The following is a 24,608-nucleotide window of genomic DNA, read 5'->3' as shown; positions in this document are numbered from 1 at the left end:
GCGGCCGGAAAGAAATCCACCGCCATGGGATTGATCGAACATGCCTTATCCGTTCCACACCATCGGCCACTCGACCCGGCCGACCGCCGAATTCGTCGCCCTGTTGCGGGTTGGCGAGATTACCCTGGTGGTCGACATAAGGACCATCCGGCGATCGCGGACTAACCCGCAATTCAACAGCGAAACGCTGCCGGACAGCCTTGCGGATTTCGCGATCGGATATGAGCATATTGCCGAGCTTGGCGGCCTGCGCGGCAGAGCGCACGCCATTCCACCGACGCTCAACGCATTCTGGCTCAACCAGAGTTTTCACAACTACGCCGACTACGCGCTGTCAGCGGAGTTTCATGGCGGTCTGGAGCGGCTTGTGTCCCTTGGCAGGCAGCAGCGGTGCGCCATCATGTGCTCGGAAACGCTTTGGTGGCGTTGCCACAGAAGAATCGTCGCGGACTATCTGATCAGTCGTGGCGAGTCCGTTTTTCATCTGATGGGCCATGACAAGGTCGAGCCGGCGAAGCTCACCGACGGTGCGGAGGCAAGGCTCGACGGAACGCTTGTCTACCCGCTTCACAGCGTTCTGGGTAGTCAAGGCCTCAGGCGGCCGACGGCCCCGGGTCGTCGAACCCGTCGTTGAAAGCCGCCATGACCCTGTTTTCCGCTTTGGGTTGTGACTCATCAGAGTGATGGGCGATGCGCAAAACCGGTCCGTTCGGTCGCCACGGGTCCGGCGCTGCACCCCCCGCCAGCTCCAATCTCTCCCGCCTTGCCGCTTCCGGCTGGTAGACCACTTCATGCACAGTCAGCGTTTCATGGCCGCCCTGCGCGGTCGGAATGGACATGGACTGACCTTCGGCCAGACCAAGCAGCGCCAGGCCGCGCGGGTTGGTGATCGGCAAAAGCATGCCAACCAGACCGCGCATCTCGTCATGTGCGACGATGCGGGTCTCGGCAGGGCCGTCGTTTACACGATAGGTCACTCGGGTGCTGAGCGTCACGACCGTTGGCGGAATGTCTTCTCGAAACATCACGATTGCGCTCGAAATCTTCCGTTGAAGGACAACGGACAAGGCATCGCCGCGGGGATGGCGCTCTTGCATCACTTCAAGAATCGTGAAGTCCTTGGTGGTCAGTTGACAGCTATCGATAGTGGGCATGGTGCGTCTCCAAGACGGACCCGTGAAAGGGTTCCGGCGTCAAGCATTTGATCGGATGTGGAAGCTACCCCTGTGCCGGACCAGGACAGGCCGGCGCAGGGGTCACACTCCCGCGATCAGGCTGCCTGCGTGATTAAGGAGACGGATGGAAACGCCCATGTCTAGGCGTCTGCCGGGATCGCCGAAGACGCTGGTGCGCGCCGATCGACTGCATCGCCTTCCGCAGCGGGTTGGCCTACGGCAAGCACCGACAGTTCGTGCCGGCGCCCATCGCGCGCTGTCCACATGATCGACTGTCCGGCCGAGAGGCCGATCAGGGCCGTGCCGATCGGCGTGAGGACTGAAACCTTGCCTTCGGAGATGTCCGCGTCGCCAGGAAAAACCAGCGTGACTGTTTTGGCATTGCCAGTATCGGGCTTGAATGTCACCGTCGAACCCATCTGGACGGTGCCGGCGGAGACCCAATCATCGGCGACGATACGTGCCCGCTCGAGTTCGGCGAGCAGTTCATCGGAGGCCTCCGGATTGCGCGCGGCCACGGTGCTCGCAACCGCCGACAGACGCGCATGGTCTGACTGTGAGATGCGGATGTTCGGCTTGCGCCGCGTTTTCGTGTTGTCTTGCATTTGAATACTCGTGCTTCCGCTCGGACCAGCCGCCACGGAGGGTGCCGGAATCGAGCCAATTCGTGAAAATCTTGATGGAACGCCAATGCTCCGGAGGCTTGAGGTCCTGCGGAACCATCCCATGTGGGTAATCGCACCGCCCCTCGGCTCGGGGCACGCATGGCAGCCGAGCCGGGGGCTACATTCCCGCTATGGGGCAAACCCGGAAAAGAAAATCGCGACGAATTCTGACTGCGGCGTTCATAGGACCATAGTTGGTGAAGCAATCCGGGAAGTCAAGTCAGCCACCTCGGTGCAGTTTGGCGGGTATCAATCCTAAACTAGTCAGAGCGGGCGCCAAGCAACGTTCTTATCACCAGCTCTCTTCCGGCCCGGTTTATCCCGGTCCCGCTGGGTCTTTCTTCAGCCAGCCCGAGAAAGACAAGACGTTCGGCCAAGGCTTTCGATAGAGATGGGTAGGGTCCACGGTTCATTCGCTTGAGTGCCGTCTGCTCCTCCTTGGTGAGATCGTCCCAGATAACTGTCATGAGAGCCATCTCCCTTGTGTGCACTATCAAGCCGATGCCGATCCTGGATTGTCCAGCGACGGGCTGCGACCATGAATTCATTGGGCCCCGAAGGTCTTGCTTATGGAACGGCATCTGTTCCGACAATGCCGCCTTCATTCTCCAGAACGCCGATCCGCTTGACTTCCGAGCGGTTGAGCTTCAGGCGAACGCCAATACCGCCGCCGTTCTCGGCAATGAAAACGGCGCCGGCGCTTTCAAGCGCGGTTTGCAGCGTGTCGCAGATATCTCGGTCAGGAAGGTTGATCCGGCGCTCGAATTCTTCGATGACCAGCGCATCCACGCCTGAATTGCCGGCGAGCTTTTCACGGGTCCATTCGACCAGTGCGCGAGCGGCACGGCATTGAGCACCAGTGATCATCCTCAAAATCTCCTTCTGGATCGCTTTGGGAGCGAATTGCCGCCTGCTGAAACCCAGGACGCTGGGAGTGCGACGGCCGCGTCCGTAAAAAATGCATATCGAATCCGAAAAGGAAAGGGTTGCGCTCCTCACCACGATCGAATCATGATGCAAAATAATTGTGCTGAAGCGGCAATAAATTTCGTTTGTCTTGCAGATAAGGATGAGTGAAGCTCGTGCGTAGCGAAACGACAGATTGGGTGCCAGCCAGCAGGTCTCAACGCTAGGGGACTGTTTGGCGATATCGCGCGAAGGGCACCTTGGGCTCGGCAATGACAATAATGGACAGGCTTGAACACGATTTCGGCAGGATCCTTTCTGGCCCGGACATTCGGCGTCATGTCGTCGGTCGAATGGTATCTGCCAATCGCCCTGACGCAGATGACGGCATCCCAATCGTACCCGTGGATGACAATGCTCTCAAAACCCGGCTGCGCGAGGAACTGCTCCTGCAAGCACGGACCCGGCTGCCGATCACCTATGCAAGACTGGCCAAGAGCATGGTTGGTTCGCAAGCAACAGGCGTGATCCAGGGTGCACTCGAACAACTGATGGACGACGATGCGGACGAAGGCCTGCCATTGCTTGCGGCCGTTGCCGTGAACGCGCTCGATCCTGGTTTGCCCGCTCCCTGGTTCTTCCACAAAGCCGAGGACATGGGGCTGTTCGCTGGCGATCCGACCGATCTGGAAGCGTACGCTTTCCATGCAAGGGAGTTTTGTCGCGCGATCCATCTCCATGCTGGCAACGGGCAAGGCTCTGGAACGACCTTGCCGCCGGTACTGCCGCCTGCAGGCCGGTGAAGGAGAACGAAATGCTGATCGCCAAGGACGTCATGACGTCGCCGGCCATCGCGGTAGGGCCTGACAGTACGGTGGACGAGGTCGCCGATATTCTTCTGTCGCACGGGATCAGCGCCGTGCCGGTGATCGATCGAGGTGCGCTGCTGGGCATCGTCAGTGAAGGAGACCTGATCCGCCGGGCGGAGATCGGAACAGCACCGCAGGGTCGTTCCTGGTGGCTTCATTTATTCACCAACAACGCGGTTCAGGCGGAAGACTATGTCAAATCTCATTCCGATCATGTGATCGACGTCATGACACAGCAGGTTGCGACGGTGGTCGAGAGTACGCCAGTCGCCGAGATCGCAACCCTGCTTGAGCACAATCGGATCAAGCGTGTCCCAGTGCTGCGCGACGGGCAGGTGGTGGGATCGTCAGTCGCGCTAATCTGGTGCGAGCGCTGGTCATTGCCAGGAAAGGGTGGCGCGCTCCGGCCTTGCATGACGACAGCAGCATCAGGATGGAGATTGTCGATGCCTTGCGATCCGAATCGTGGCCCTCGAGTTCGGACGTGATCGTGAACAACGGCGTGGTCACCCTGTGGGGAACGTATCTGTCGGAGCAGGAGCGGAAAGCCTCGATCGTCCTGGCTGAAAACACCGCTGGCGTGCGGGCTATCGATGACCATCGCATTCCCTTCGATATGACCTACGGCTTGGTCTGAAGGCCACCGAATGACATTCGTGGTCACCGACAATTGCATCAAATGCAAATACATGGACTGCGTGGAAGTCTGCCCGGTGGACTGCTTCTACGAAGGCGAGAACATGCTCGTCATCCATCCCGATGAATGCATCGACTGCGGCGTCTGCGAGCCGGAATGCCCGGCGAAGGCCATTTTTCCCGATACCGAGCCTGGTCTCGAGGATTGGCTCGCGCTGAACGCCGAGTATGCGTCTGTGTGGCCCAATATTGCGATCAAGCGCGATCCACCCGCCGACGCCAAGGCGTTCGACGGCGAAGCGGACAAGCTCGCGAAATATTTTTCGCCGGAACCTGGGTCGGGTGACTGATCAAAATGAACGCATGTGCGCACCAGCCGTCGCCACTTTATCTGGGCATTGACACTGGCGGCACGTACACCGATGCCGTGCTGTGGTCGGAATCCACAGGCATCGTGGCCAAGGCCAAGTCGCTGACCACGCGACACGATCTTGCCGAGGGCATCGCCGGCGCCGCAGACGCTGTTTTGTCCGAGGCAGTCATCGAGCCCAGCGCGATCAAGCTCGTCTCGATGTCGACCACGCTGGCCACCAACGCCCTCGTCGAAGGGCAGGGCGGGCGGGTCGCGCTGGTGATGATCGGCTTCACTGAAGCCGACCTTGCCCGGAACGGATTGTCAAAAGCCCTCGGCTCCGATCCCGTGATCTTTTGCCCGGGCGGACATGACGTCCACGGAGATCCGCGTGAGCTGGTGCTCGACGCTCTCGTGGCTGCGCTGCCGTTTCTCGCCGACACAGTTTCAGGCGTCGCCGTGGCCTCCTATTTTGCCGTTCGTAATCCCGAACACGAAATCGCGGTACGTGACGTCATCCGCGAGCGCACCGGGCTCCCGGTGACCTGTTCGCATGAATTGTCGTCGAAACTCGGCGGCCCGCGTCGGGCGCTGACCACGCTTCTCAACGCCCGGTTGATCTCGATGATCGATCGCCTTGTCGACGCCACCGAGAGCTTTCTGGCAAGACGCGGGATCGTCGCTCCGCTCATGGTCGTGCGTGGCGACGGCGCGCTCATTACCGCAGAATTCGCCCGCGCTCGGCCAATCGAGACCATTCTGTCAGGACCAGCGGCAAGCCTGGTGGGGGCGCGGTACATGACCGGCATCGATGATGCGGTGGTGTCCGACATCGGCGGCACCACCACCGACGTCGCAGTCCTGGACGGCGGCCGCCTGCGGCTCGATCCGGAAGGCGCCACCGTCGGCGGAATGCGAACCATGGTGGAAGCCGTCGCCATGCGCACCTTTGGCCTTGGTGGGGATTCGGAAGTTTCGCTTCATGAGCAGTCGTTGGCTTCGACGATCGTGCTCGGGCCCCGGCGGCTGGTACCGCTCGCGCTCGCCGCGGTGAAACACGGCGATGCCATATACCAAGGTCTCAAGCGGCAATTGCTCAGTCCCAACACCAGCCGACTGGACGGCCGCTTCGCATTGCGCACAGGCGTGCCCGAACGTCTAGCCGCAGGCCTGACGGTTACCGAGACGCGGCTCTATGCTGACATTTCGGCAATTCCCGCCGCGCTCGACCGGTTGCTCGTATCGACGTCACAGGTCGCGACGCTCAATCGCCTCGTCGCACGTGGCCTGGTGCATATCGTCGGCTTCACGCCATCCGATGCAGCCCATGTGCTCGGCCGGCAAGGGAACTGGGATCCTGTCGCGGCTCGACTGGGCGCCGAATTGTTCTCACGCAAGCGCGACGGCCAGGGGCATCGTGTCGCCAAAGGCGCAGAAGCGTTTTCCGAGATGGTTCTTGCCGCCGTCACCCGGCGTTCTGCCGAAGTAATTCTTGAATCGGTATTTGCCGAGGACGGGCTGGAGGGCGGCGTCTCCGTTGCCAACCCGCTGGTTCAGCGGGCGGTTGGCGGGCGAGGCGGCATGGCGCGGCTGTCGATCGCGCTCGACCGGCCGGTGATCGGCCTCGGGGCGTCGGCTTCGCTGCACTTTGCCGGGCTGCCGCAATTGATCGGCAATGAATGCAGCATTGCCGAACACGCCGATGTCGCAAATGCGTTGGGCGCCGTGGTTGGGCAGGTGCGAATGTCAGCGGAAGCGCGTGTCAGCCAACCGGAGATCGGGCTTTTCCGTCTCAATTCCGGCGAGCGGCTGGACGACTATGACACCGAGGACGAGGCGATGGCCGCAGCCGAAGCCCACATTCGAGTCTTGGCGGCAGGTCTTGCCGAGCGCGCCGGGGCCGATCAGGCTCGGATCGAGATCGCACGCGACATAAGAGCTGCTACAATCGAAGGCGAGCGCAGTTTCGTGGAAGCCATCGTCGTCGCGACAGCCACCGGGCGGCCGCGAATCGCGTCGTGACATGCACGCGTTGTTGTGAGTGAAGCGTTGTCGGGTGACAATGCTCTGACAGTATTTTTTCCTGAGGCGGCGATCGCCTCGTATGCCGCTGCCGCCGGAGAGGAAAAGCGGCCGGTCGCTCCGCAGGTCATCCCAGTTGAAGCTGCCGGACGGGCCGTCGATCTCTATTTCGCTTCCCTGTTCGAGATTGTCATGCAGCCAATTGGAAGCGAGGCCGCCGGGGACGCGCTTGACGGTTATCCTGAGGTCTCCCACCCGGGTTGGCGGCGAAGAGATCGAGTAAGTCCGGACGGCCGGAGCGCCGTCGATCACGAGGTTCAGAGTGATAAACTGCCCGGCTTTGAACTGGCCGGCCTGCCCGCGCTTTGGACAAAAGACGAAGGTCTTCACGTCGTGCGTCTCCTGAACGATGCCGCGACAGATCAGCGTGTGACGTCCGCTGACGCGGTCGGATCGGCAGGAGGGAGGGAAAGAAACGAGGGCGTTCATCATCTGGCTCCCATTAAGGGGCCAAGAATGCCAGCAGGCCTACGTTCGATACAGGAGGAACCTCAAGCATCTATGATCGACAATATCGATCAAGCTTCCAGCGACATGACCGCAAGATGAAGCGCGCGAATGCCTTTCTTTATGATTGGCTCATGCCGGCGTCGCGCGAGAATTGCGGTGTAGACGGGCTGATGCAGAGTTGGAGCACCTTCCACAATGTGGGAGGGTTGCTCGGCGGCGAAGCGACGCGCATCGTCGGCGCGCATGTAGCAGGTGCCGCCTGCGCGCCTCAGCATATTGTCGGCCAGCGTTTCGGAGCCCATCGAAAGCCGGCACGCAGTCAGATTTGGCAACGCCTCGGCATGAGCCTTCTCGAGCGCAACGGTGTAACCCGGCCGGATGTAATTGTCCGGGCTTACATCGCTAAGCCGGCGTGCCTTGGTCGAGACCATTGTATATTCCTCGACCATCAGTTGGTCATATGTGATCTCGGGCAGGTAGCGTGGAGCATAAACAACAGCAATATCGAGGTTTCCCAGGCTCAGATCAGATATCATCTGCGGCGAGTAGTCGGATTCGACATGGATCGAGGACCGCGGCAAGACTTGCAGCAGCATTTCCAACCAACCCGGCAGGATCGAGCGGGTCATTCCAACCTGGGCAGCGACCCGAAGGCTGCCTTCGAATCTGTTAAAGGCGCGCACGTCGTGACGGGCCTGGGACCAGGTCGACAGCATTGACCGCGCGTAAACCTCAAACCGCCGCCCTGCCGCGGTCGGCTCGGCACCGGCGCGGCCGCGATGGAAGAGTTCGGACCCCACGGCGGCCTCCAGGTTCTTGACACGGGTGCTGACCGTCGATTGCGTCAGTCCGAGGCGCTCCGCCGACCGGTTGAAGTTTCGCGATTCAATGATGTCGAGAAACGTTTCTATTTGTTCCAACTGCATAGGCGAGCCATCGATTTTTGCGATCGTATCTAGCTGTTCATACGCTTGATCCGTGCACTATCAAAGCGGAAGTTCGGTGCAGAAGCCACGGCGTCAGTGACGGCCGCATCAAAGGAAGAGGGAAAAATGTTCATAGTCGATTGCGATTGCCACAACTATTGGTCCAACGCGACGGTGCTGGAGCCCTACCTGTCCGGTGTCTGGAAAGACATGTTCATCGAGGGCGAGAAGACCGGCCCGGTCGGCGCTTTTCCGCACGGCCATCGCCCCTGGTTTCATCCGCAGGATTTCTCCCGCAAGGATGTGCGACCGAAGGTGGAGGCGGACAACTACCTGATCATGAAGGAGAAGCACCTCGATAAATACAATGTCGGAGTGGCAATCCTAACTGGCGACGAGCCCATCGAAGCGTCGACACTGGCAAATCCCTATTACGCTAGCGCGCTGGTAAGCGCCTACAACGACTACCAGATCAATGAATGGCTGCCGAAAGACAGCCGCTTCATGGGCTCCATCATCATCGCACCGCAAGACCCGCGCCTTGCGGCGGCGGAGATCCGGCGCCTCGGCGAGCATCCCCGGATGGCGCAAGTTCTGGCCTCCCAAGGCTCTGTGCGGCCGTATGGCGACCCGTTCTATCACCCGATCTTCGAGGCCTGTGCCGAGGTCGGTTTGCCGTTCGCCATACATCTTGGTGGACATGGCGGCATCAACTGGAACGCTGTCGCGCCAGCGCCCACCACTTTCTTCTGGGAGACCCATGCGATCCTGCACATGTCGGCCATGTCGCATGTGGCAAGCATGATTGCGCATGGCGTTTTTGAGAAATGGCCGGACCTCTACTTCGTGATCATCGAGTGCGGCGTCGCCTGGGTCCCGTCGGTCCTGTGGCGCCTGGATGCCGACTACAAAGCACTGCGAAAAGAGACGCCATGGCTGAAAATGCTGCCGTCGGAATATTGCCGGCGCAACATCCGCTTTTCCACCCAACCGCTGGAGCAGCCTTCGAATGTCAACCACCTCTGGGCGATCCTGGAGGCCATGGACGGGGAGAACACGCTGCTGTTTGCGTCCGACTACCCCCATTGGGACTACGATGACGTCAACACTTTGCACATCCCGCCGGAATGGCGCCGCAAGGTGCTCGGCCAGAATGCGCTGGACGTTTACAAGCGCATTCCCCGCCCGCAAGCCGCTGCTGCAGCGTGACGACCTGACATGGCTGAGAAGACGTATATTTGTCGCGCCGACGAGATCCAGGTCGGAACGCCGTTCATCGCCAAGGTGCGCAGCCTGTCGATCGGCGTGTTCCGGATCGGCGATAGTTTCCATGCGCTGCTGAATGTATGCCCGCATCGAGGGGCCCCCCTTTGTGAGGGACCGCAATGCGGAACGACTGCTCCCGTCGAGCGAGCCGAATTCATCTATCACCGTGAGAATGAAATCGTTCGCTGTGCCTGGCACGGGTGGGAATTCGACATCAGGTCGGGCGCAGCATTGGTCAACCCGTCCGTTCGCGCGAGGACGTTCCCAGTCTCCGTCGAGGCAGGGAGCATATACGTGACGGCCTGAGCATGGAGACACCCTCTGCCTACAGAGCGGGTATCGGAATCTCAACGACCGCCTTATGCGCTTCATCGTTTTTGCTAATGCGGCACAATTTGGGATGGATTGCCTGCACGTTTCGCTAACTTGACCAATAAGCTGAGAAAAATCAGCGCAACTCAACTGGGGAACGATATGAAAAACCGACTTCTTGCACCATCTCTCGGCGTTCTATTGTTGGCGCCGGTATCGTCGGCGTTCGGTGCAGACGTGACTATGCCGGATCCAAACTATGCTACCGCAACGGCGGTCATGAACGTCATCAAGAACGCGGCCGAACAGGAGCTTGGGCTCGACGTTTCCACCGTCACCACCACCGCAGTCCCAGTCATTTGGGAAGCCATGGATCGCAACAAAGGGGAGGTCGACATCTGGCCAGATGTCTGGCTGCCGAACCAGCAGGGCCTGGTAGACAAATATGTCAAAAGCGCCGGCACGGTGAAACTCGCGCAGAACGGCTACGAAGCCAAGCAAGGCTACTGCGTCACCCAGGTCACGATCGACAAATATGGCATCAAGGATGTCGCGGATCTCACCAATCCGGACAACGCCAAGATCTTCGACACCAATGGCGACGGCAAGGGCGAAATCTGGATCGGCGCGTCAGGCTGGCAGTCGACAAACATCGAAAAGGTGCGGGCCCGCGACTATGGATTCGCCGATTTCTTCGATCTCCAGGTGACCGACGAAGCGGTGGCCGCGGCATCGCTCGACCGGGCCGCGAAGGCAGACAAGCCATGGGTCGGCTACTGCTACGGCCCACACCAGAATTTCGCCCGCTACAAGCTTGCCTTTCTCACCGAACCGAAACACGACCCAGCCAAGTTCATGATGCTGCAGCCGAGCGAGGATCCTCAATGGTTCGAAAAATCGAAAGTGTCGTCGGCATATGCTGACACCACCGTGCACATCGCCTATGCTGGTTCGCTGGCCCAGCGGCAACCGGAACTGACCGCCGCCCTGGATCGGATTACTTTCAATCCGGACGACATCAGCAAATGGGCCTATGCAATCATCGTCGACAAGAAGCCGGCAGGCGATGTGGCGAAGGAATGGATCAAAGCCCACCCCGACGACGTGGCGAAGTGGTTCGGTCATTGAAGGCCAGGGCCGGCATTGCAGGCTCTGAACCGGCCTGCACTGTTGCCCGGCCGCTCAAATCCGTGATCGGACGGGAGCGGTAGACGGTGGACACCGCACCGATCATTGCGCCGGGAGGACCCGGCCTGGCGGACCGCGGAGACGCGGCAAGCCACGGTGCCGCCATCATTTTGAAGGGCGTCTGGAAAATCTTTGGCGCCCGCGCGCCAGTGGCGATGATGGCGATTTTGCGCGACCGCCTGGACAAGGACGAAGTGGCCAGGCGCTTCGGATGTGTCGTGGGCGTCGCCAACGTCAACATTTCGGTTCGGCCGGGTGAAATCTTCTGCGTCATGGGCCTGTCGGGCAGTGGCAAATCGACATTGATCCGCCATATAAACCGCCTGCTCGAGCCGTCCGCCGGCGAGATTTTCGTCGACGGTGAAAACGTCATGGCCAAGTCGCCCGCTGAGTTGAGGGCATTGCGGTCTCGCAGGATCGCCATGGTGTTCCAGAGCTTCGGTCTGCTTCCGCATCGCACCGTACGCGACAACGTCGCGCTCCCGCTGGAGATCCAAGCCGCGACCAAGCAGCGGAGATTTGACGCGGCCGAGGCGGCACTTGCCAAGGTGAACCTGTCGGGCTGGGGGGATCGCTACTGCCATGAGCTCTCAGGCGGCATGCAGCAGCGCGTCGGCCTCGCCCGCGCTTTGGCTGCCGATCCAGCGATCCTGCTCATGGACGAGCCATTCAGCGCGCTCGATCCCTTGATAAGGCGGCAACTTCAAGACGAGTTCCTGGCCCTCTCGCGCTCGATGGGAAAGACAGTGATCTTCATCACCCATGACCTCGACGAGGCGATCCGGATCGGCGATCGCATCGCGATCATGAAAGATGGCGTCATCGTCCAGACCGACACGCCCGAGGAGATCGTCACATCTCCGAAGCACGACTATGTCGCGAAATTCGTCGCCGACATCTCGCGCCTGAAGGTGATCACCGCCGGGCGCATCATGGAGTCGGTCGAGAGTTTCAAGAGCCGGTCTCATCCGGAATTGGACGTCGAGCGGTTGCGCAGGGTGGATTCTCGAGAATCCCTGGCCGAACTCGTCGAACTCGCGGCACGGGATGCCGCACCGCTTGCTGTGACAGATCCCGGTGGGTCTGTCGTCGGCATCGTCGACAGGCAGATCCTGCTCGACGGTCTGCGAAAGGGCGAAATCCGTGAACGCCCATGATCCTGTCGCTGTGCAATCGATAGAGCACGCCCAACCGGTAGAGGAAGGACTCGTACGAGAATTCGTCCTCCGCAACCCCGATTACTATATCGATGTGTTCGCCCGCATCCGGCGGGCTTCCGGTGCCGTCTGGCCGTTCAACCTGGCGGCCGCGCTGCTTGGACCGGTGTGGGCCGCTGCCCGAGGCATCACACTTCTGTTCTGGCTCATCTTCTTCCTGGAGACGCTTGCGGTGGTTCAGATCGGCGTCGGCGCGGCTGGCAACCTCGGCGCCGGGGAGCAAGCACGCGCCGAACGCGTCACCAAGCAGGCACAGGTGCGCGCGGAACAGGCAAAGGCCGCCGAGGCAGCGGGGGCGGACAATGCAGCTGGCCTGAAATCATCAGCGGCCGCTCTGGAGAAAGCTGCCAACACGGCCAGAATGCGGGCCGACGCCGCAAAAGCGAAGGCGCCGGTTGTAATTGGGTCCGGCATTGTCACTTTGCTCTTCGCCAGGTTGATCGCCGGTTTCCTCGCCAACCGGATGCTGGAGCGGCGCTTCGCGCGCTGGCGTTCGAACCCGACGCTTCAGCGCGGGCTCAATCATCCGCTGGCGCTATGCGCCCTTGCCTTCTGCATCGCAGCCTATGGGCTTTCGGTCTATCGCTTCGCCGCGCCGACACCAGCCGTCTGGCTGATTGCCGCGCCCTCGAATCGCGAGTGGCAGGCCGCGTTGTCATCGGGTCTGGACAGCCTGATGGGAGCGGTGTCGCATCTCGGGGAGGGCTTTTTCGGCGGCATCACAGGCGCAATATCGTTGGTGCTCGATGCCTTGGCCTATGGACTGACGGGCATGCCCTGGCCAGTGACAATGGCGATCATTCTAGCCCTGGCCTGGCAACTGGCGGGGCCGCGCGTCGCCATCTTCACCGCGGCTGCGCTCGCCTATCTTGCCGTGCTTGGCTTTTGGGAAAAGAGCCTGGAAACAGTCGCCCTGTTGGGCACATCGGCCATTATCTGCCTCGCGATAGGAATTCCGCTTGGGATATGGTGCGGGCGCCGACCGCGCGTCTATGCCGCCGTGCGGCCGGTGCTCGACTTCATGCAGACCATGCCGGCATTTGTCTATTTGATCCCGGTGATCGCATTGTTCGGCATCGGCAAGCCGCCCGGCGTCATCGCCACGCTGATTTTCGGTACTCCGCCAGTGGTGCGCCTGACCGCGCTCGGCTTGCAGGGTGTCCCGCCGGCCATTAGAGAGGCCGCGCAAGCCTATGGTGCAACAAGATGGTTTCTCCTGACCCGGGTCGACCTCCCGCTAGCGATGCCTTCCATCATGGCCGGCATAAACCAGACCATTTTGATGTGCCTTTCAATGGTGGTCATCGCTTCCCTGATCGGCGCCAAAGGGTTGGGAGAAGATGTCCTCAATGCGCTTCAATACGCAGCTGTCGGGCAGGGACTGCTCGCGGGCTTCGCCATACTTCTCTGCGCCATGATCATCGACCGTATCGTGCAAGGACGAACCAGATAAAGCCGTTTGGGAACGATCTTCTCGCGGAGCTCGGCCGGTCAACATTCCACGAACGGGCCATCAAAGATGCGGTGCCGGCTCTAGAAATAAGCCTGGTCCGGCTCGCTGGCCTTGCGGTTGGCGATGAAGGCCCGGAGCGCTTCGTCGATCGCCGGATCGAGCCCCGGATCCTGGTAGTCGTCGAGCAGCCTCTTCCATTGCCGGTTGGCGCGTTGCGCGGCGTCGAGCCGGCCGTCCTCGTTCCATTGCTCGAAGGAATTGTTGTCGCTGCTGGTGGAGCGATAGAAGGCCGAGAGGAAATTGGACTGCGTATGCGCACTGCCCAGGAAATGCGATCCCGGCCCGACCGCTTCGATCGCCTCCATCGCCTGCGCATTGAGCGACAGATCGATGCCTTCGAACAGGCTGGCGACCTTGCCGCAGAGATCGGCGTCGATGACCGTCTTTTCGAAACCGGTGACCAGTCCGCCCTCGAGCCAGCCGGTGGCGTGGTTGATCACGTTGGCGCCGGCAAACATCGACATCAATATGCCCCATGTCGCTTCCTGCTCGGCCTGTGCGTCGGGAAGCTTTGAGGCCGACAGCGAACCGACGGTGTGGAACGGCACGCCGACGCGACGCGCCAACTGCCCGCAGGCGAGCACCATCTTGCCCGCTTCCGGCGTCCCGAATGTCGGCGCTCCACTCTGCATCGAGATCGTGCTGGCAAAGCTTCCCATCAGGCAGGGCGCGCCGGGGTTGATCAGCTGTACGAGGCTGAGACAGGCGAGCGCCTCGGCCAGCACCTGCGCCAGCGTGCCGGCGACCGTGCACGGGCTCATCGCGCCGGCCAGCGTCCATGGCGTGCAGGCGACCGGCTGGTTGTTGCGGGCGCAGACCTTCAGCGAACCCGACATGTTGGCGTCGAGCACCAGCGGTGCATTGGTGTTGGAGACGTTGTAGAGCACAGCGTTGTGGGCGACGAACTCCTCGCCGAAGACGATCTTGGCCATGTCGACCGCGTCCTGCGCTCGCCTCGACCCGATGAACGCGCCCATGAAGGCACGGTCCGAATGGCGGATGTGGGTGTAGAGCATGTCGAGATGACGCTTGTTGGCCGGCAGGTCGACAGGCTCGCAAACGACGCCGCCCGAATGATGTAGATGCGGGATCATCTGATGGATCTTCACCAGATCGCGGAAGTCCGCGATCGTCGCGTAGCGACGGCCACGATCGAGATCGTGGACGAAGGGCGGTCCCCACGACGGACACAGCACGGTGTTGTCGCCGCCGATCACCACCGTGTTGGCCGGGTTGCGGGCGTGCTGCTTGAATTGCGAAGGCGCGGTGGCGCGGACGATCTTGCGGCACATGCCGGGCTCGAAGCGAACCCTGGTGCCCTGCACGTCGGCGCCTGCATCGCGAAAGATGTCGAGGATCTCGGGATCGTCATGGAACTCCATGCCGACCTCCTTGAGCAGCCGGTCGGCATTCGCCTCGATCAGGCTCAGGCCTTCCTCGTCGAGGATATTGAACGTGCCGATCCGCCGGCTGATGTAGGGACGCCGCGGCGCCTGCTGGGCCAGGCGCTGGCCTTGCCTTCCCGCTCGGCCCCCGCTTCGTGGCGCTGGAGCGTCGATCATCGCGTCCTTGTCCATTTTCGTCTCCGTGATCAGGCAGGCATGAAGGCGGCCGGCGCATCGGCCTGAAGGCCGCGCAGCCGCAGATTGTCCGGATCGTAAGGCGCTTTCTTCAGCTCCCGCGCCGTCAGTTCCCTGCCGAGGATCGAGACGGTCAGGCCTTCAGCCGCAACACCGGGTCGCAGATAGGCGAGCGCAACGGTCTTGCCGGTGCGGAAGCCGTGGCTGCCGGAGGTAACGACCCCGACCGGGCGCCCCGCCTGCATCACGGCGTGGGCGTAGAACGGCAGCCTTTCGCGGTCGTCATCGATCTCGAGCAGCAGCATGGACCAGGCGCTTTCGCCGATGCGCTCCAGCATCGCCTCACGGCCGACGAACGTCCGGTTGTCAGTCTTGACCAGCGCACCCAGCCCAGCCTCCAGCGGCGTACGTTCGGTGGTCAGGTCGGCGCCCCAAGCACGATAACCTTTTTCCAACCGCATCGCGTTGAGCGCGTAGATGCCGAACGGACGCAGGTCGAACTGCGTTCCGACCTTGGTGATCGCTTCGTAGAGCTTGCCGAACTGCGCCAACTGAACGTGCAGTTCCCATCCGAGCTCACCGGCATAAGAGACCCGGAGCGCTGCCGTCTTGATGCCGGCCACGCGGATGATCTGCGCGGAAAGCCAGGGGAATGCAGCATTCGATAGATCGGCTTCGCAGATCTTTCCCAAGAGGTCGCGAGCACGCGGTCCCATTACGCCGAGCACGCCGCGCCTTTCGGTGACGTTGTCGATCGTCACACCTGGAAAGGCTGCGGCGCGTGAGCGTAGCAGACCTTCGTCATGTCGCTCCGCAAGTGCTGCGCTGGTCAGGTAGAACCCTTCGTCGCCGAGTCGGGTCACGGTAAATTCCGACGCCACGCCGCCCTTTGCCGTCAGCGCGTGAATGAGCCCGATGCGGCCGTGACGTTCCGGTGGTCGGTTGGCGCCGAGCGAAGCCATGAAGGCGCTGGCGCCTGGTCCGCCGATCTCGAATTTGGAGAAGGCCGAAAGGTCGATGGCGCCGACGCTGGCCTGCACGTCACGGCACTCGCCGCGCACCGCGTCGAACCAGCCGGGCTTGCGGAAGGTCAGTGGCGGGTCACGGTCGGCGCCCTTGGCAGCGAACCAGTTCGGCCGCTCCCAGCCATAGGCGGCGCCCAGCACTGCCCCCTGGCTTCTCTGAAGTTCGAGCGCCGGCGTCGTGCGGCGCGGGCGGCCGGCCTCGCGTTCCTCGTTGGGATAGTGGATGCCGAATTGCAGGCCGAACCCTTCCACCGCCTTGTCGATGCGATAGTCGCGGTCGGCATAATTGCCGAAGCGGCGTGGGTCGATGGCAAGCGCATCCATTGGCGGTGATCCGTCGACGATCCAGTCGGCGAGAAAGCGACCGGCGCCGCCGCCTTCCATCACGCCCATGCTTGAGCCGGTGAGCAGCCAGGCATTGCCGAGGCCGAATGCCGGACCGACCAGCGGATTGGCATCCGGCGTGAAGGTGATCGGCCCGTTGACCACCGTCTTGATGCCGGCATTGGCGAGTGCCGGGACACGCTCCATCGCCAGCGCGATGATGTGCTCGACCCGATCCAGGTCGGGCGGCAGCAAGTCCATGCCGAATTCTGGTGGCACGCCATCGACCGCCCAGGGGTGAGCCGACTTTTCATAGGGGCCGACGATAAAGCCGTCGCGCTCCTGGCGCAGATACCAGCTTTCTTCCGGATCGCGGATGATCGGCAGTTCCTTGGCGCCGGCGGCGATCCGGTCGGCAATCTCGGGGACGGTATCGGTCACGACATATTGGTGCAGCATCGGCACCACGGGCAGGTCGAGCCCCATCATGGCGCCAATCTCGCGGCACCATGTGCCGGCCGCGTTCACCACATGCTCCGCGACAATGTCACCCTGTTGTGTGCGGACCAGCCACTCGCCCGATGGCTTGCGCTCGATTGCCAGGACCGGATTGTGGCGCACGATCTCGGCGCCGCGCGAGCGCGCGCCGCTGGCCATTGCGTTGGTCGCCAGCGTCGGATCGACATGACCGTCATTGGGCTCGTAGATCGCGCCTATGATGCCGTCGGTATGGCAGAGCGGATAGATCTGCTTGAGCTCATCGGGACTGAGAATGTGGAAGTCATGGCCGACGAACCGGCCAAGCCCCTGCACATGGCGGAATTCGTCCATGCGCTCCGGCGAGCGCGTAATGCGCAATGCGCCGCTTGGGTGGAAACCTGTCGGCAACCCGGTCTCGGCGGTCAGGATTTCGCGATAGAGCCGCACCGAATGCGCGCGCATCTCCATGATCGTCGCATTGTGGGCGAAATGCGTGCAGAGCCCGGCGGCGTGCCAGGTCGAGCCTGCTGTCAGCTCCTGCCTCTCGACGAGCATGACATCGCTCCAGCCGCGCTTGGCCAGGTGATAGAGCAGCGACACGCCCATGGCGCCGCCGCCGATAACGACCACGCGGGCCTGTTGTCTCATGAATTTTCCTCCGCGCTTACGCGCATGCGCGATCCGGTTGGGTCATAGGGTGGCTTGTCGAGTGGGCGCAGCCTGTAGCGCGCACCGGCCACCGCGATCTGGTAGTCGCAGGCAAGCAGCTGCGTTTTCGTCTCGCCTGGATCACAGGCAACGTAGCCCAGGCAAAGGCTGAGCCCCGTGCGAACGCCGAGGCCACCTGACGTCGTCAACCCGGCAAGTTTGCCGTCGCGATAGATCGGTTCGTCATGCAGCAGAAGCGGATTGTCGCCGTCGACGGCGAAATGCATGAGCCGGCGCTTCAGGCCATCGGCCTTCTGCTTCAGCAGGGCATCGCGGCCGATGAAATCATCCCTCTTCCAGGACACCGCGAAGGACAGGCCCGCCTCCAGCGGCGTGTCCTTCGGCCCGATATCATGGCCCCAATGGCGATAGCCCTTTTCCAACCGGCAGCCATCCAGCGCGTAGTGGCCACAAAAGGTCAGGCCATGGGCGCCGCCCGCTGAGACGATCATGGCAAGCAGGCTCTCGGCGTGTTCGACCGGCACATAAAGCTCGAAGCCGAGCTCGCCGACAAAGCTGACACGTGTGGCCCGCACATTCGCGGTGCCGATGTCGATGCGGCGCGAAGTCGAGAACGGGAAGGCTGCGTCCGAAAGATCGACGTCAGTCAGGCTCTGCAGCAGCGCCCGCGAATTCGGCCCCATGACCCCGAGAACGGCCTCCGCGGACGTGGCGTCGAAGACCGAGACGTTGAGACCAAGATCCTCAGCATGGCGCGCGATCCAGGCAAAATCTTTCTGTCTGGTCGCGGCACCTGAAATAACCCGGAAGCCGTGCTCGTCGACTCGCGTGACCGTCACATCGGCCTCGATGCCGCCGCGTGCGTTGAGCATCTGCGTATAGACGGCGCGGCCTTCGGGCCTGTCGACGTCCCCCGCGCACAGGCTTTGCATCAGCTGGATCGCGTCGCGTCCACGCACATCGATCTTGGTGAAGGGCGAAAGCTCGAACAGGCCAACGCCTTGCGCCATTCGCTCGGCTTCGGCCTTGGCCGGGCTCCACCATTTCTGAGCGCCGACGGAATAGCCGCGCGTCTCCGTGCCGCCGAACCAGAGCGGTCGCTCCCAGCCGGTCGGCGCGCCGAACACAGCACCCGCTTCGGCGAACGTACGGTGAAAGGCGCAACGCCGCACCTCGCGCCCGGCGGCGGCCTGCTTGTAAGGCCAATGCATGCGGAAGAGGTCGGCAACCGCTTCCTCCATCCTGGCGCCGACGAAAGAGCGCGCCGCGGCGGCGCGGTCGAAACGGGCGATGTCAAGCGCCCACAGATCGAGGCTGGGCTCGCCGTCGACGATCCATTCGGCCATGGCCTTGCCGGCGCCGGCCGACGACATCATGCCTGTCGAGTTGAAGCCGGCGGCGACATAGAAGCCGCGCAGATAGGGCGACTCGCCCATCAGCGGCCGCGTGTCGGGGGTAAAACTCTCCGGGCCATTCATGAAGTGCCTGATGCCGGTCTGCGACAGCGCCGGCAGGAGTTTCAGCCCGGCCGACATGAAAGGCTCGAACTGCTCCCAATCCTCGGGCAGTTCGAGGAATGGCCTGTCGCCAACCGGTCCGCGAACGTCGAAGAGCTTGGCGTTCGGCTCGAAGCCGCCCAGCACCAGCTTGCCCGAATCACCCTTGATGTAGATGCCTTCGTCGAGGTCGCGCAGGATGGGAAACGGATCCTGCAGGCCGGCGATCGGCTCCGTCACGACATACATGTGCTCGACGGCCTGCAGCGGCACAGGAACGCCGGCGAGCGCGCCGATATCGCGCGCCCAGGCGCCGGCACAGTTGACGACGGTCTCGCAATCGATGGTGGCGCCGGAGGCCAGCTTGACGCCAGCGACCCGGCCGTTGCGGGTCACGATGCCCGAACAGGCTAACCCCTCGAGGATGCGGATACCGGCGGCGCGGGCCCGTTTTGCATAGGCCGCACAGATATCAACTGGATTGGCCTGGCCGTCTTCCTCGACCCACAGCGCGCCCTCGACGCCATCGGTGACGATGCCGCGCACGTGCTCGGCCACGCCCGCCTGATCGACAATCCCAACGGTGAGGCCGCAGACATTGCCCAAATGCGCGATGCGCTTCAGTTCGTCCATGCGCTCCGCACGTCGCGCCAGCCACAGGCCGCCGGTGCGGCGGTAGCCGGACGCCTGGCCCGTCAGTTCCTCGAGGCGTGGAAACAGCTCGGTCGCATATTGCGCCAGCCTTGTCAGGTTGAGGCTGGCGCGTAACGGACCGACGATTCCGGCGGCGTGCCAGGATGTGCCGCTGGTCAGTTGGTGGCGCTCCAGAAGGACGACATCGCTCACGCCCAGTTCGGCAAGGTGATAGGCTATGCCGAGGCCAATGACACCGCCGCCAATGATCACGATGCGTGCGCTGCCATTCACCTTGTGGGATACCTTCGCTGGATTGGAACAGCGCGATCTTTTCCCGCTAAACTACTTGCGCTCAACCCAAATTTCGCAACATTAGGAAAACTTATGATGCTTCACGGGCGGAGTTGCGGGTGAAGAGCGGCAGTTTCGATTTCAACCTTTTCCGATCGATCGAGGTTTTCGTCGCCATCGTCGAGACCAGGCACGTCACCCAGGCGGCACAGATGCTGGGCATGACTCAATCGGCCGCTTCGCAGCATCTGAAGAACCTGGAAAGCGCGCTCGGCGTCAGCCTGATCGATCGCAATTTGCGGCCGATCGAGCTCACCAAAGCCGGCATCGCGCTGCATCGCCGCGCCGTTGCCATACTGGCCGAGGTCGAGGGCCTGCGCACCGACGCGCGGCGCGTCAATGCAGCACCGCTGCCGCTGTTGCGCATCGCGCTTCTGGCGTCGATCGCGACAACACTGGCGCCGGCGCTTTCGGTCCTTGCCCGCAAGGGTTTCGGCATTCCCGAGCTCAGCCTGTTCGCGGGTTTGGCGACCGACCACGTCGCCTTGCTGCGGGCCCGCCGCGCCGACCTCGCCGTCACCTCCGGCGAGCTGTTCGAGATCGAGGGACTGACGCGCTATCCTGTGATGACCGAAAAATTCCTGCTGGTGACGCCAAAGGGTTTTGCCGGCGATGTCGGTGACATCGTCAAGCTCTCCAAGAAGCTCGCCTTCGTGCGCTTCTCGCGCGAGACGCCGGTTGGCCTGCGCGTCGACCAGCATCTGAGCCGCCTGCGCATCGAGATCCCGCGTGCCATGGAAGGTGACCGCTCCAGCGTGGTGATGGCGCCGGTCGCGGCCGGCATGGGCTTTGCGATCCTGACGCCGACCCTGCTCATCGACGGGCTGGCGGAGGGTATGGAGATTGACGTCCATCCCTTGCCGTTCACCGGGCTGTCGCGCAACATCCTTCTGGTCGCGCGCGAGCGGGAGCTCGGAAACCTCCCCGAGGCTTTCGCCACGCGTACCGCGGAAGTGCTGACCAACGCGATCAGCACCCGCCTGCCTGGCCTTCCCGCCGACTGCTATGCCGTCGATCGCCCCTCGTCGCATGACTAATCAACTCCATCAGTTATCCTGATAAGGAGGTTTGGCGGTGTGCGCGCCGCGCATTCCGTGTTTTCAATCCAGGAGTTCGCAACACGGGAGACACGGCATGAACGCTCCGCACGTCCATTCCAACCTGGACATCGACTGGTCGACCGAGGCCATCGTCGATCGGCGGAACCGCTTCTATTCGGCCACGCAGCGCAAGTTCGTTCCTTACAAGGACCCGCTGATCCTCAAGCGCGGCAAGGGCCAGTATGTCTGGGACGAGAAGGATCGTAAATACATCGACCTGCTCGGCATGAATCTTTGCATCTCGGTCGGCCACGCGCATCCGCAGGTGGTCAAGGCGGCCACCGAGCAACTGGCGGAACTGACGCATTGCACGACGATGTTCTACCACCCGGTTCCGGCTCAGTACGCGGAGGAACTGGTGGCAACGATGCCGGCCGGTCACGATTGGGTCGTACATTTCACCAACAGCGGGGCCGAAGCGATCGATCTTGCGCTGCTGATGGCGCGCTCGCATACCGGCAACATCGACATGCTGGCGCTTGCCTCGAGCTATCACGGCGCCACTTTCGGCGCGCAGTCGGTGACCGGGATAGCGGGTTTTCGCCATCCCGTGCCCCAGCTTGGCGGGGTCACTTTCGTGGCCGAGCCCAACCAGTATCGCGGCATTCATGGCGAAGGCTTGCAGCCCTATCTCGACGAGGTCGAGCGCGCCATAGCGAGTTCAACCAGCGGCGGGCTGGCCGGCATGATTATCGAGCCGGTGCAGGGCTATGGCGGCATCGTGCCGATGCCGCCGGGCTACATTGCCGGCGCTGTCGAGCGTGTCCGCGCGGCCGGCGGTCTCTGTATCATTGATGAAGTGCAATCCGGTGTCGCCCGAACCGGCGATGCCTTCTGGGCGTTTGAATCCCATGGCATTGTGCCCGATATCGTCGTCATCGCCAAAGGTGTGGGCAACGGCATCCCGCTCGGCGCGGTCATCGCCAAGCGAGATGTCGCTGAATCCATGGCCGATAAATTTCTGTTCCACACCTATGGCGCCAATCCGGTGGCATGCGCGGCCGGCCGAGCCGTGCTAAAGGTCATAAAAGAGGAACGACTCCAGGAGAACGCCCGGGATGTTGGCGCGGTGCTCAAGGGTCGCCTTAACGACATGAAGGAGCGCTTTCCAATCATCGGCGATATCAGGGGCCGTGGGCTTATGCTTGCGATCGAACTCGTCAAGGACGGCGCGACGAAAGAGCCGGCGCCGGAGGAGACGCTCGCCATTTTCGAGGAAACGCGCCGCAACGGGCTCGTCGCCAGCCGCTCGGGACCGTACCGCAATGTCATCCGCATGTGTCCGCCGCTTTGCTTGGCAATGTCCGATATCGAGGATGTCGTCGACCGCTTCGAAAAAAGCTTTGCGGCATTCAGCGGTCAATAACGGTTCCTGTGCTCGGAGGGGCACAAACCTTTGGCGGCGGCTGAGCAGCAGAGAGAATCATTCGGAAAGGACCGGGCCCGCCCAAACCGGCTCTGTCGACGTGCGGAGGCTGAGCTGTCAGAAACATGCTTGTTGGATTGAGGTCAGTTATCCTCTGGGAGCCATCCAGTCTTTGCTCGGTCATAGCAAGATCGTGAACACGGTCCGCTATCTGGGAGTCGATGTAGAAGATGCTCTCGAACTTGCCGAGGCAACTGAGGTGTGATCAAGAGCGGCTCCACTTCACGAGTGGAGCCGTGAACAATTTGCGCGTGCATCTCGGCCATTTGGTGAACGCTGCCAGTGGCTGAAAGCTGGCATTCGACGCATGCAGAGAAGGCTTTCTGCTCATCGTTCGTCATGTGATAGGGTGATTTCAATTCGATAGGAAGATCATCCTTATGGCTGCGTCGCCGCTCGTGAGGTCCCGCCGTAGCCGGTGAACAGACATGCACGCTTTCAACTATCCCAGCTGGAACAGGATCGTCTTCGACCGCAGCCGTGGCACGCCGTTGAACGAGCAACTTTTCGAGCAGTTACGCCGCTGGATACGGGATGGCATCGTGGCGCCAGGAGCGCGCCTGCCGCCAAGCCGCGTCATGGCCGAGGAACTCGGGCTCTCGCGCAACACCGTTGTCCTCGCCTATGAGCGACTTGCCACGGAGGGCTATGTCGCACGTCGGATCGGCGCCGGCACCTTCGTCGAAACCATGCTGCCGGAAGACAATCACCCCCGAGCCGAGACGGCGGTCATACCGGTGTCAGGTCCAAATGCGCTCCCGGCACCCTCGCGCCGCGGCCAGGCGCTGCTCGACATGAACCTGCCAGCGGAACGCATCGAGACCTACGATCTCAGCGCCGGCGTGCCGGCGCTGAACGAGTTCCCCTATGACGAGTTCGCTCAGATCGCTAGCCGCCGCTGGCGCGAGCACGCCAGCGCCCACACCGGCTATGACTATTCGCGCGGCGCGCCACTGCTGGCCACCCGCATCGCGGGCTATCTGGCGGAGGCTAAAGCGATCAACTGTCGTCCCGAACAGATCATCGTCATCGGCAATACGCTGCAAGCGGCCGCTCTCGCGTCTCATGTTCTGCTCGACCGCGGCGACACCGTTCTGGTCGAGGATCCTTGCCACATGCCCGAGATCGCCACGCTGGAAGCCTTCGGCCTTGTCACCGTTCCCGCCCCGCTCGACAGGCAAGGCTTCGATACAGAAGCCGCCGGCGTGATGGTCCGAGAGGCGCGTATGGCCGTTGTCTCCCCGACCGAGCAATGGCCGTTCGGCTGCACGATGACGTCGGATCGCCGGCAAAAGCTGCTTGATTGGGCGGCGGACCGGCCCGGCTGGATATTCGAGGATGATTCCAATAGCGAGATCCGCTGGTCGGGCGAAGCGCAGACGACGCTCTACGCGCGCGATCCGCGGCGGGTCATCTATGCCGGCTCGTTCAACCGCATGCTGGCGCCCGGCCTGCGGCTCGCCTATTTGATCGCGCCGATGCCGCTGGTCGAGGCGTTCGCCCTCGCCCAGCGTATTTTCTCCTTCTACGCACCGCTACCGGACCAGGCGCTGGTCGCCGACTTCATGGACCAGGGGCGACTCGCCTCGCACCTTCGGCGTATGCGCACCATCTACCGCGATCGCGCCGCCTGCCTGACACAATGCCTGCGCGCAAAGCTGCGAGACGGCTTCGACGTTCCCGACGTTCACGCCGGCCTGCACCTGACCGTCCACGCACGCGAACCGTTTGACGACGTGGCCGTATCGCGAACACTGCTCCAGAAGGGGCTGGACTGCCCACCACTCTCGCGCTACGCACGCCGGGAAACCAAGCCGAGGGGTCTTGTGCTGGGCTTCGGCAACACGTCGGTCCGCCGCATCCCGCGTTGCGTCGACATCCTCGCGCAGACTATCCTCGAACACGGTTGACGACGCATTCACAGCCCACGGGACTGGAATTGGTCCGCTGCCCGTCGGCGAAAT

Annotated in this window: 23 protein-coding genes and 1 pseudogene; 16 read left to right on the top strand and 8 right to left on the bottom strand. The window is 62.2% G+C overall.

All coding sequences use genetic code 11. The annotated features are described in order from the left end of the window. The first annotated feature begins 40 nt into the window (after window positions 1–40). The gene (locus FJ490_RS16410; RefSeq protein WP_140729574.1) at window positions 41–634 is read left to right on the top strand and encodes a DUF488 domain-containing protein; all 594 of its coding nucleotides are present in this window, start codon (window positions 41–43) and stop codon (window positions 632–634) included. On the opposite strand, the gene FJ490_RS16405 is transcribed toward FJ490_RS16410, so the two are convergent. From FJ490_RS16405 to FJ490_RS16390, 4 genes are all read right to left on the bottom strand, one after another. Next, window positions 594–1,154, bottom strand: coding sequence for a nucleoside-diphosphate kinase (locus FJ490_RS16405; RefSeq protein WP_140729573.1), 561 nt, complete (start codon window positions 1,152–1,154; stop codon window positions 594–596). The two genes, FJ490_RS16410 and FJ490_RS16405, sit on opposite strands and share 41 nt — an antisense overlap. A gap of 161 nt (window positions 1,155–1,315) precedes the next feature. After that, a complete protein-coding gene (gene rnk / locus FJ490_RS16400) occupies window positions 1,316–1,780 on the bottom strand; it encodes a nucleoside diphosphate kinase regulator (RefSeq protein WP_140500694.1) in 465 nt (154 codons plus the stop codon). Between the two features lie 320 nt (window positions 1,781–2,100). Then, window positions 2,101–2,307 (bottom strand): hypothetical protein, encoded by a 207-nt coding sequence (locus FJ490_RS16395; RefSeq protein WP_140500693.1) that lies wholly within the window; start codon window positions 2,305–2,307, stop codon window positions 2,101–2,103. A 100-nt stretch (window positions 2,308–2,407) separates the two neighbouring features. Continuing rightward, window positions 2,408–2,860, bottom strand: coding sequence for a hypothetical protein (locus FJ490_RS16390; protein WP_246672850.1), 453 nt, complete (start codon window positions 2,858–2,860; stop codon window positions 2,408–2,410). Between the two features lie 167 nt (window positions 2,861–3,027). On the opposite strand from FJ490_RS16390, the gene FJ490_RS16385 reads away from it, so the two are divergent. From FJ490_RS16385 to FJ490_RS32700, 6 genes are read left to right on the top strand one after another with little or no spacing between them, the layout of a single operon-like run. Beyond that, window positions 3,028–3,549 (top strand): hypothetical protein, encoded by a 522-nt coding sequence (locus FJ490_RS16385; protein ID WP_140729572.1) that lies wholly within the window; start codon window positions 3,028–3,030, stop codon window positions 3,547–3,549. Between the two features lie 11 nt (window positions 3,550–3,560). Further along, window positions 3,561–4,103, top strand: coding sequence for a CBS domain-containing protein (locus tag FJ490_RS16380; protein ID WP_210239489.1), 543 nt, complete (start codon window positions 3,561–3,563; stop codon window positions 4,101–4,103). Beyond that, window positions 4,049–4,252 (top strand): BON domain-containing protein, encoded by a 204-nt coding sequence (locus FJ490_RS32940; RefSeq protein ID WP_140879976.1) that lies wholly within the window; start codon window positions 4,049–4,051, stop codon window positions 4,250–4,252. The genes FJ490_RS16380 and FJ490_RS32940 overlap by 55 nt, the downstream gene beginning before the upstream one ends. Window positions 4,253–4,262: 10 nt before the next feature. After that, window positions 4,263–4,601 carry a ferredoxin FdxA gene (gene fdxA / locus FJ490_RS16375; protein ID WP_140500691.1) on the top strand — a complete coding sequence of 113 codons (339 nt, stop codon included), beginning with the start codon at window positions 4,263–4,265 and terminating at the stop codon, window positions 4,599–4,601. A gap of 5 nt (window positions 4,602–4,606) precedes the next feature. Next, window positions 4,607–6,625 (top strand): hydantoinase/oxoprolinase family protein, encoded by a 2,019-nt coding sequence (locus FJ490_RS16370; RefSeq protein ID WP_140767664.1) that lies wholly within the window; start codon window positions 4,607–4,609, stop codon window positions 6,623–6,625. 15 nt (window positions 6,626–6,640) lie between these two features. Further along, window positions 6,641–7,234 (top strand): hypothetical protein, encoded by a 594-nt coding sequence (locus FJ490_RS32700; RefSeq protein WP_181165283.1) that lies wholly within the window; start codon window positions 6,641–6,643, stop codon window positions 7,232–7,234. Here FJ490_RS32700 and FJ490_RS16360 read toward each other — a convergent pair. Then, window positions 7,204–8,061, bottom strand: a complete 858-nt coding sequence (locus FJ490_RS16360) for a LysR family transcriptional regulator (RefSeq protein WP_140728343.1) — start codon at window positions 8,059–8,061, stop codon at window positions 7,204–7,206. The two genes, FJ490_RS32700 and FJ490_RS16360, sit on opposite strands and share 31 nt — an antisense overlap. A gap of 126 nt (window positions 8,062–8,187) precedes the next feature. On the opposite strand from FJ490_RS16360, the gene FJ490_RS16355 reads away from it, so the two are divergent. The 5 genes from FJ490_RS16355 (at window position 8,188) to FJ490_RS16335 (ending at window position 13,497) form a co-directional block, all read left to right on the top strand. Next, window positions 8,188–9,270, top strand: a complete 1,083-nt coding sequence (locus tag FJ490_RS16355) for an amidohydrolase family protein (RefSeq protein WP_140500737.1) — start codon at window positions 8,188–8,190, stop codon at window positions 9,268–9,270. 9 nt (window positions 9,271–9,279) lie between these two features. Beyond that, complete coding sequence (locus tag FJ490_RS16350; protein ID WP_140500687.1) at window positions 9,280–9,633, top strand: Rieske (2Fe-2S) protein; 354 nt, start codon at window positions 9,280–9,282, stop codon at window positions 9,631–9,633. Window positions 9,634–9,732: 99 nt separating this feature from the next. Beyond that, complete coding sequence (locus tag FJ490_RS16345) at window positions 9,733–10,767, top strand: glycine betaine ABC transporter substrate-binding protein (RefSeq protein WP_140521273.1); 1,035 nt, start codon at window positions 9,733–9,735, stop codon at window positions 10,765–10,767. 125 nt (window positions 10,768–10,892) lie between these two features. After that, the gene (locus FJ490_RS16340; protein ID WP_226880602.1) at window positions 10,893–11,984 is read left to right on the top strand and encodes a betaine/proline/choline family ABC transporter ATP-binding protein; all 1,092 of its coding nucleotides are present in this window, start codon (window positions 10,893–10,895) and stop codon (window positions 11,982–11,984) included. Beyond that, window positions 11,971–13,497, top strand: a complete 1,527-nt coding sequence (locus FJ490_RS16335) for an ABC transporter permease subunit (protein ID WP_210239463.1) — start codon at window positions 11,971–11,973, stop codon at window positions 13,495–13,497. Before FJ490_RS16340 ends, FJ490_RS16335 begins: the two co-directional genes overlap by 14 nt. Window positions 13,498–13,577: 80 nt before the next feature. Here FJ490_RS16335 and FJ490_RS16330 read toward each other — a convergent pair whose 3' ends face one another. Genes FJ490_RS16330 through FJ490_RS16320 form a run of 3 tightly spaced genes read right to left on the bottom strand, consistent with a single transcriptional unit; the run spans window position 13,578 to window position 20,058 of the window. Further along, the gene (locus FJ490_RS16330; protein ID WP_246672637.1) at window positions 13,578–15,134 is read right to left on the bottom strand and encodes a trimethylamine methyltransferase family protein; all 1,557 of its coding nucleotides are present in this window, start codon (window positions 15,132–15,134) and stop codon (window positions 13,578–13,580) included. 14 nt (window positions 15,135–15,148) lie between these two features. Continuing rightward, window positions 15,149–17,614, bottom strand: a complete 2,466-nt coding sequence (locus FJ490_RS16325) for an FAD-dependent oxidoreductase (protein WP_140630335.1) — start codon at window positions 17,612–17,614, stop codon at window positions 15,149–15,151. Beyond that, window positions 17,611–20,058, bottom strand: coding sequence for an FAD-dependent oxidoreductase (locus FJ490_RS16320; RefSeq protein WP_140728344.1), 2,448 nt, complete (start codon window positions 20,056–20,058; stop codon window positions 17,611–17,613). Before FJ490_RS16320 ends, FJ490_RS16325 begins: the two co-directional genes overlap by 4 nt. A gap of 119 nt (window positions 20,059–20,177) precedes the next feature. Between FJ490_RS16320 and FJ490_RS16315 the strand changes: the two genes are divergently transcribed. From FJ490_RS16315 to FJ490_RS16305, 4 genes and pseudogenes are all read left to right on the top strand, one after another. Then, complete coding sequence (locus FJ490_RS16315; RefSeq protein ID WP_140500683.1) at window positions 20,178–21,155, top strand: LysR family transcriptional regulator; 978 nt, start codon at window positions 20,178–20,180, stop codon at window positions 21,153–21,155. 97 nt (window positions 21,156–21,252) lie between these two features. Then, window positions 21,253–22,584, top strand: coding sequence for an aspartate aminotransferase family protein (locus FJ490_RS16310; protein ID WP_140500682.1), 1,332 nt, complete (start codon window positions 21,253–21,255; stop codon window positions 22,582–22,584). A gap of 154 nt (window positions 22,585–22,738) precedes the next feature. Next, window positions 22,739–22,849, top strand: a pseudogene (locus FJ490_RS33125) (integrase); the annotation flags it as partial. A 223-nt stretch (window positions 22,850–23,072) separates the two neighbouring features. Continuing rightward, window positions 23,073–24,554 carry a PLP-dependent aminotransferase family protein gene (locus FJ490_RS16305; protein ID WP_140500681.1) on the top strand — a complete coding sequence of 494 codons (1,482 nt, stop codon included), beginning with the start codon at window positions 23,073–23,075 and terminating at the stop codon, window positions 24,552–24,554. Window positions 24,555–24,608 lie beyond the last annotated feature (54 nt).

This window comes from Mesorhizobium sp. B2-5-11, from assembly GCF_006440835.1.
Taxonomy (GTDB): Bacteria; Pseudomonadota; Alphaproteobacteria; order Rhizobiales; family Rhizobiaceae; genus Mesorhizobium.
This window is presented reverse-complemented; position numbering and strand designations above follow the sequence as displayed.

Excerpts from the sequence above, each read along its gene's own strand:
- FJ490_RS16360 (WP_140728343.1), bottom strand. The coding sequence starts at position 8,061 with ATGCAGTTGGAACAAATAGAAACGTTTCTCGACATCATTGAATCGCGA.
- FJ490_RS16305 (WP_140500681.1), top strand. The coding sequence starts at position 23,073 with ATGCACGCTTTCAACTATCCCAGCTGGAACAGGATCGTCTTCGACCGC.
- FJ490_RS16350 (WP_140500687.1), top strand. The coding sequence starts at position 9,280 with ATGGCTGAGAAGACGTATATTTGTCGCGCCGACGAGATCCAGGTCGGA.
- FJ490_RS16410 (WP_140729574.1), top strand. The coding sequence starts at position 41 with ATGCCTTATCCGTTCCACACCATCGGCCACTCGACCCGGCCGACCGCC.
- rnk (WP_140500694.1), bottom strand. The coding sequence starts at position 1,780 with ATGCAAGACAACACGAAAACGCGGCGCAAGCCGAACATCCGCATCTCA.
- FJ490_RS16310 (WP_140500682.1), top strand. The coding sequence starts at position 21,253 with ATGAACGCTCCGCACGTCCATTCCAACCTGGACATCGACTGGTCGACC.
- FJ490_RS16325 (WP_140630335.1), bottom strand. The coding sequence starts at position 17,614 with ATGAGACAACAGGCCCGCGTGGTCGTTATCGGCGGCGGCGCCATGGGC.
- FJ490_RS16385 (WP_140729572.1), top strand. The coding sequence starts at position 3,028 with ATGGACAGGCTTGAACACGATTTCGGCAGGATCCTTTCTGGCCCGGAC.
- fdxA (WP_140500691.1), top strand. The coding sequence starts at position 4,263 with ATGACATTCGTGGTCACCGACAATTGCATCAAATGCAAATACATGGAC.
- FJ490_RS16330 (WP_246672637.1), bottom strand. The coding sequence starts at position 15,134 with ATGGACAAGGACGCGATGATCGACGCTCCAGCGCCACGAAGCGGGGGC.
- FJ490_RS16395 (WP_140500693.1), bottom strand. The coding sequence starts at position 2,307 with ATGACAGTTATCTGGGACGATCTCACCAAGGAGGAGCAGACGGCACTC.
- FJ490_RS16405 (WP_140729573.1), bottom strand. The coding sequence starts at position 1,154 with ATGCCCACTATCGATAGCTGTCAACTGACCACCAAGGACTTCACGATT.
- FJ490_RS16370 (WP_140767664.1), top strand. The coding sequence starts at position 4,607 with ATGAACGCATGTGCGCACCAGCCGTCGCCACTTTATCTGGGCATTGAC.
- FJ490_RS16380 (WP_210239489.1), top strand. The coding sequence starts at position 3,561 with ATGCTGATCGCCAAGGACGTCATGACGTCGCCGGCCATCGCGGTAGGG.
- FJ490_RS16355 (WP_140500737.1), top strand. The coding sequence starts at position 8,188 with ATGTTCATAGTCGATTGCGATTGCCACAACTATTGGTCCAACGCGACG.
- FJ490_RS32940 (WP_140879976.1), top strand. The coding sequence starts at position 4,049 with ATGGAGATTGTCGATGCCTTGCGATCCGAATCGTGGCCCTCGAGTTCG.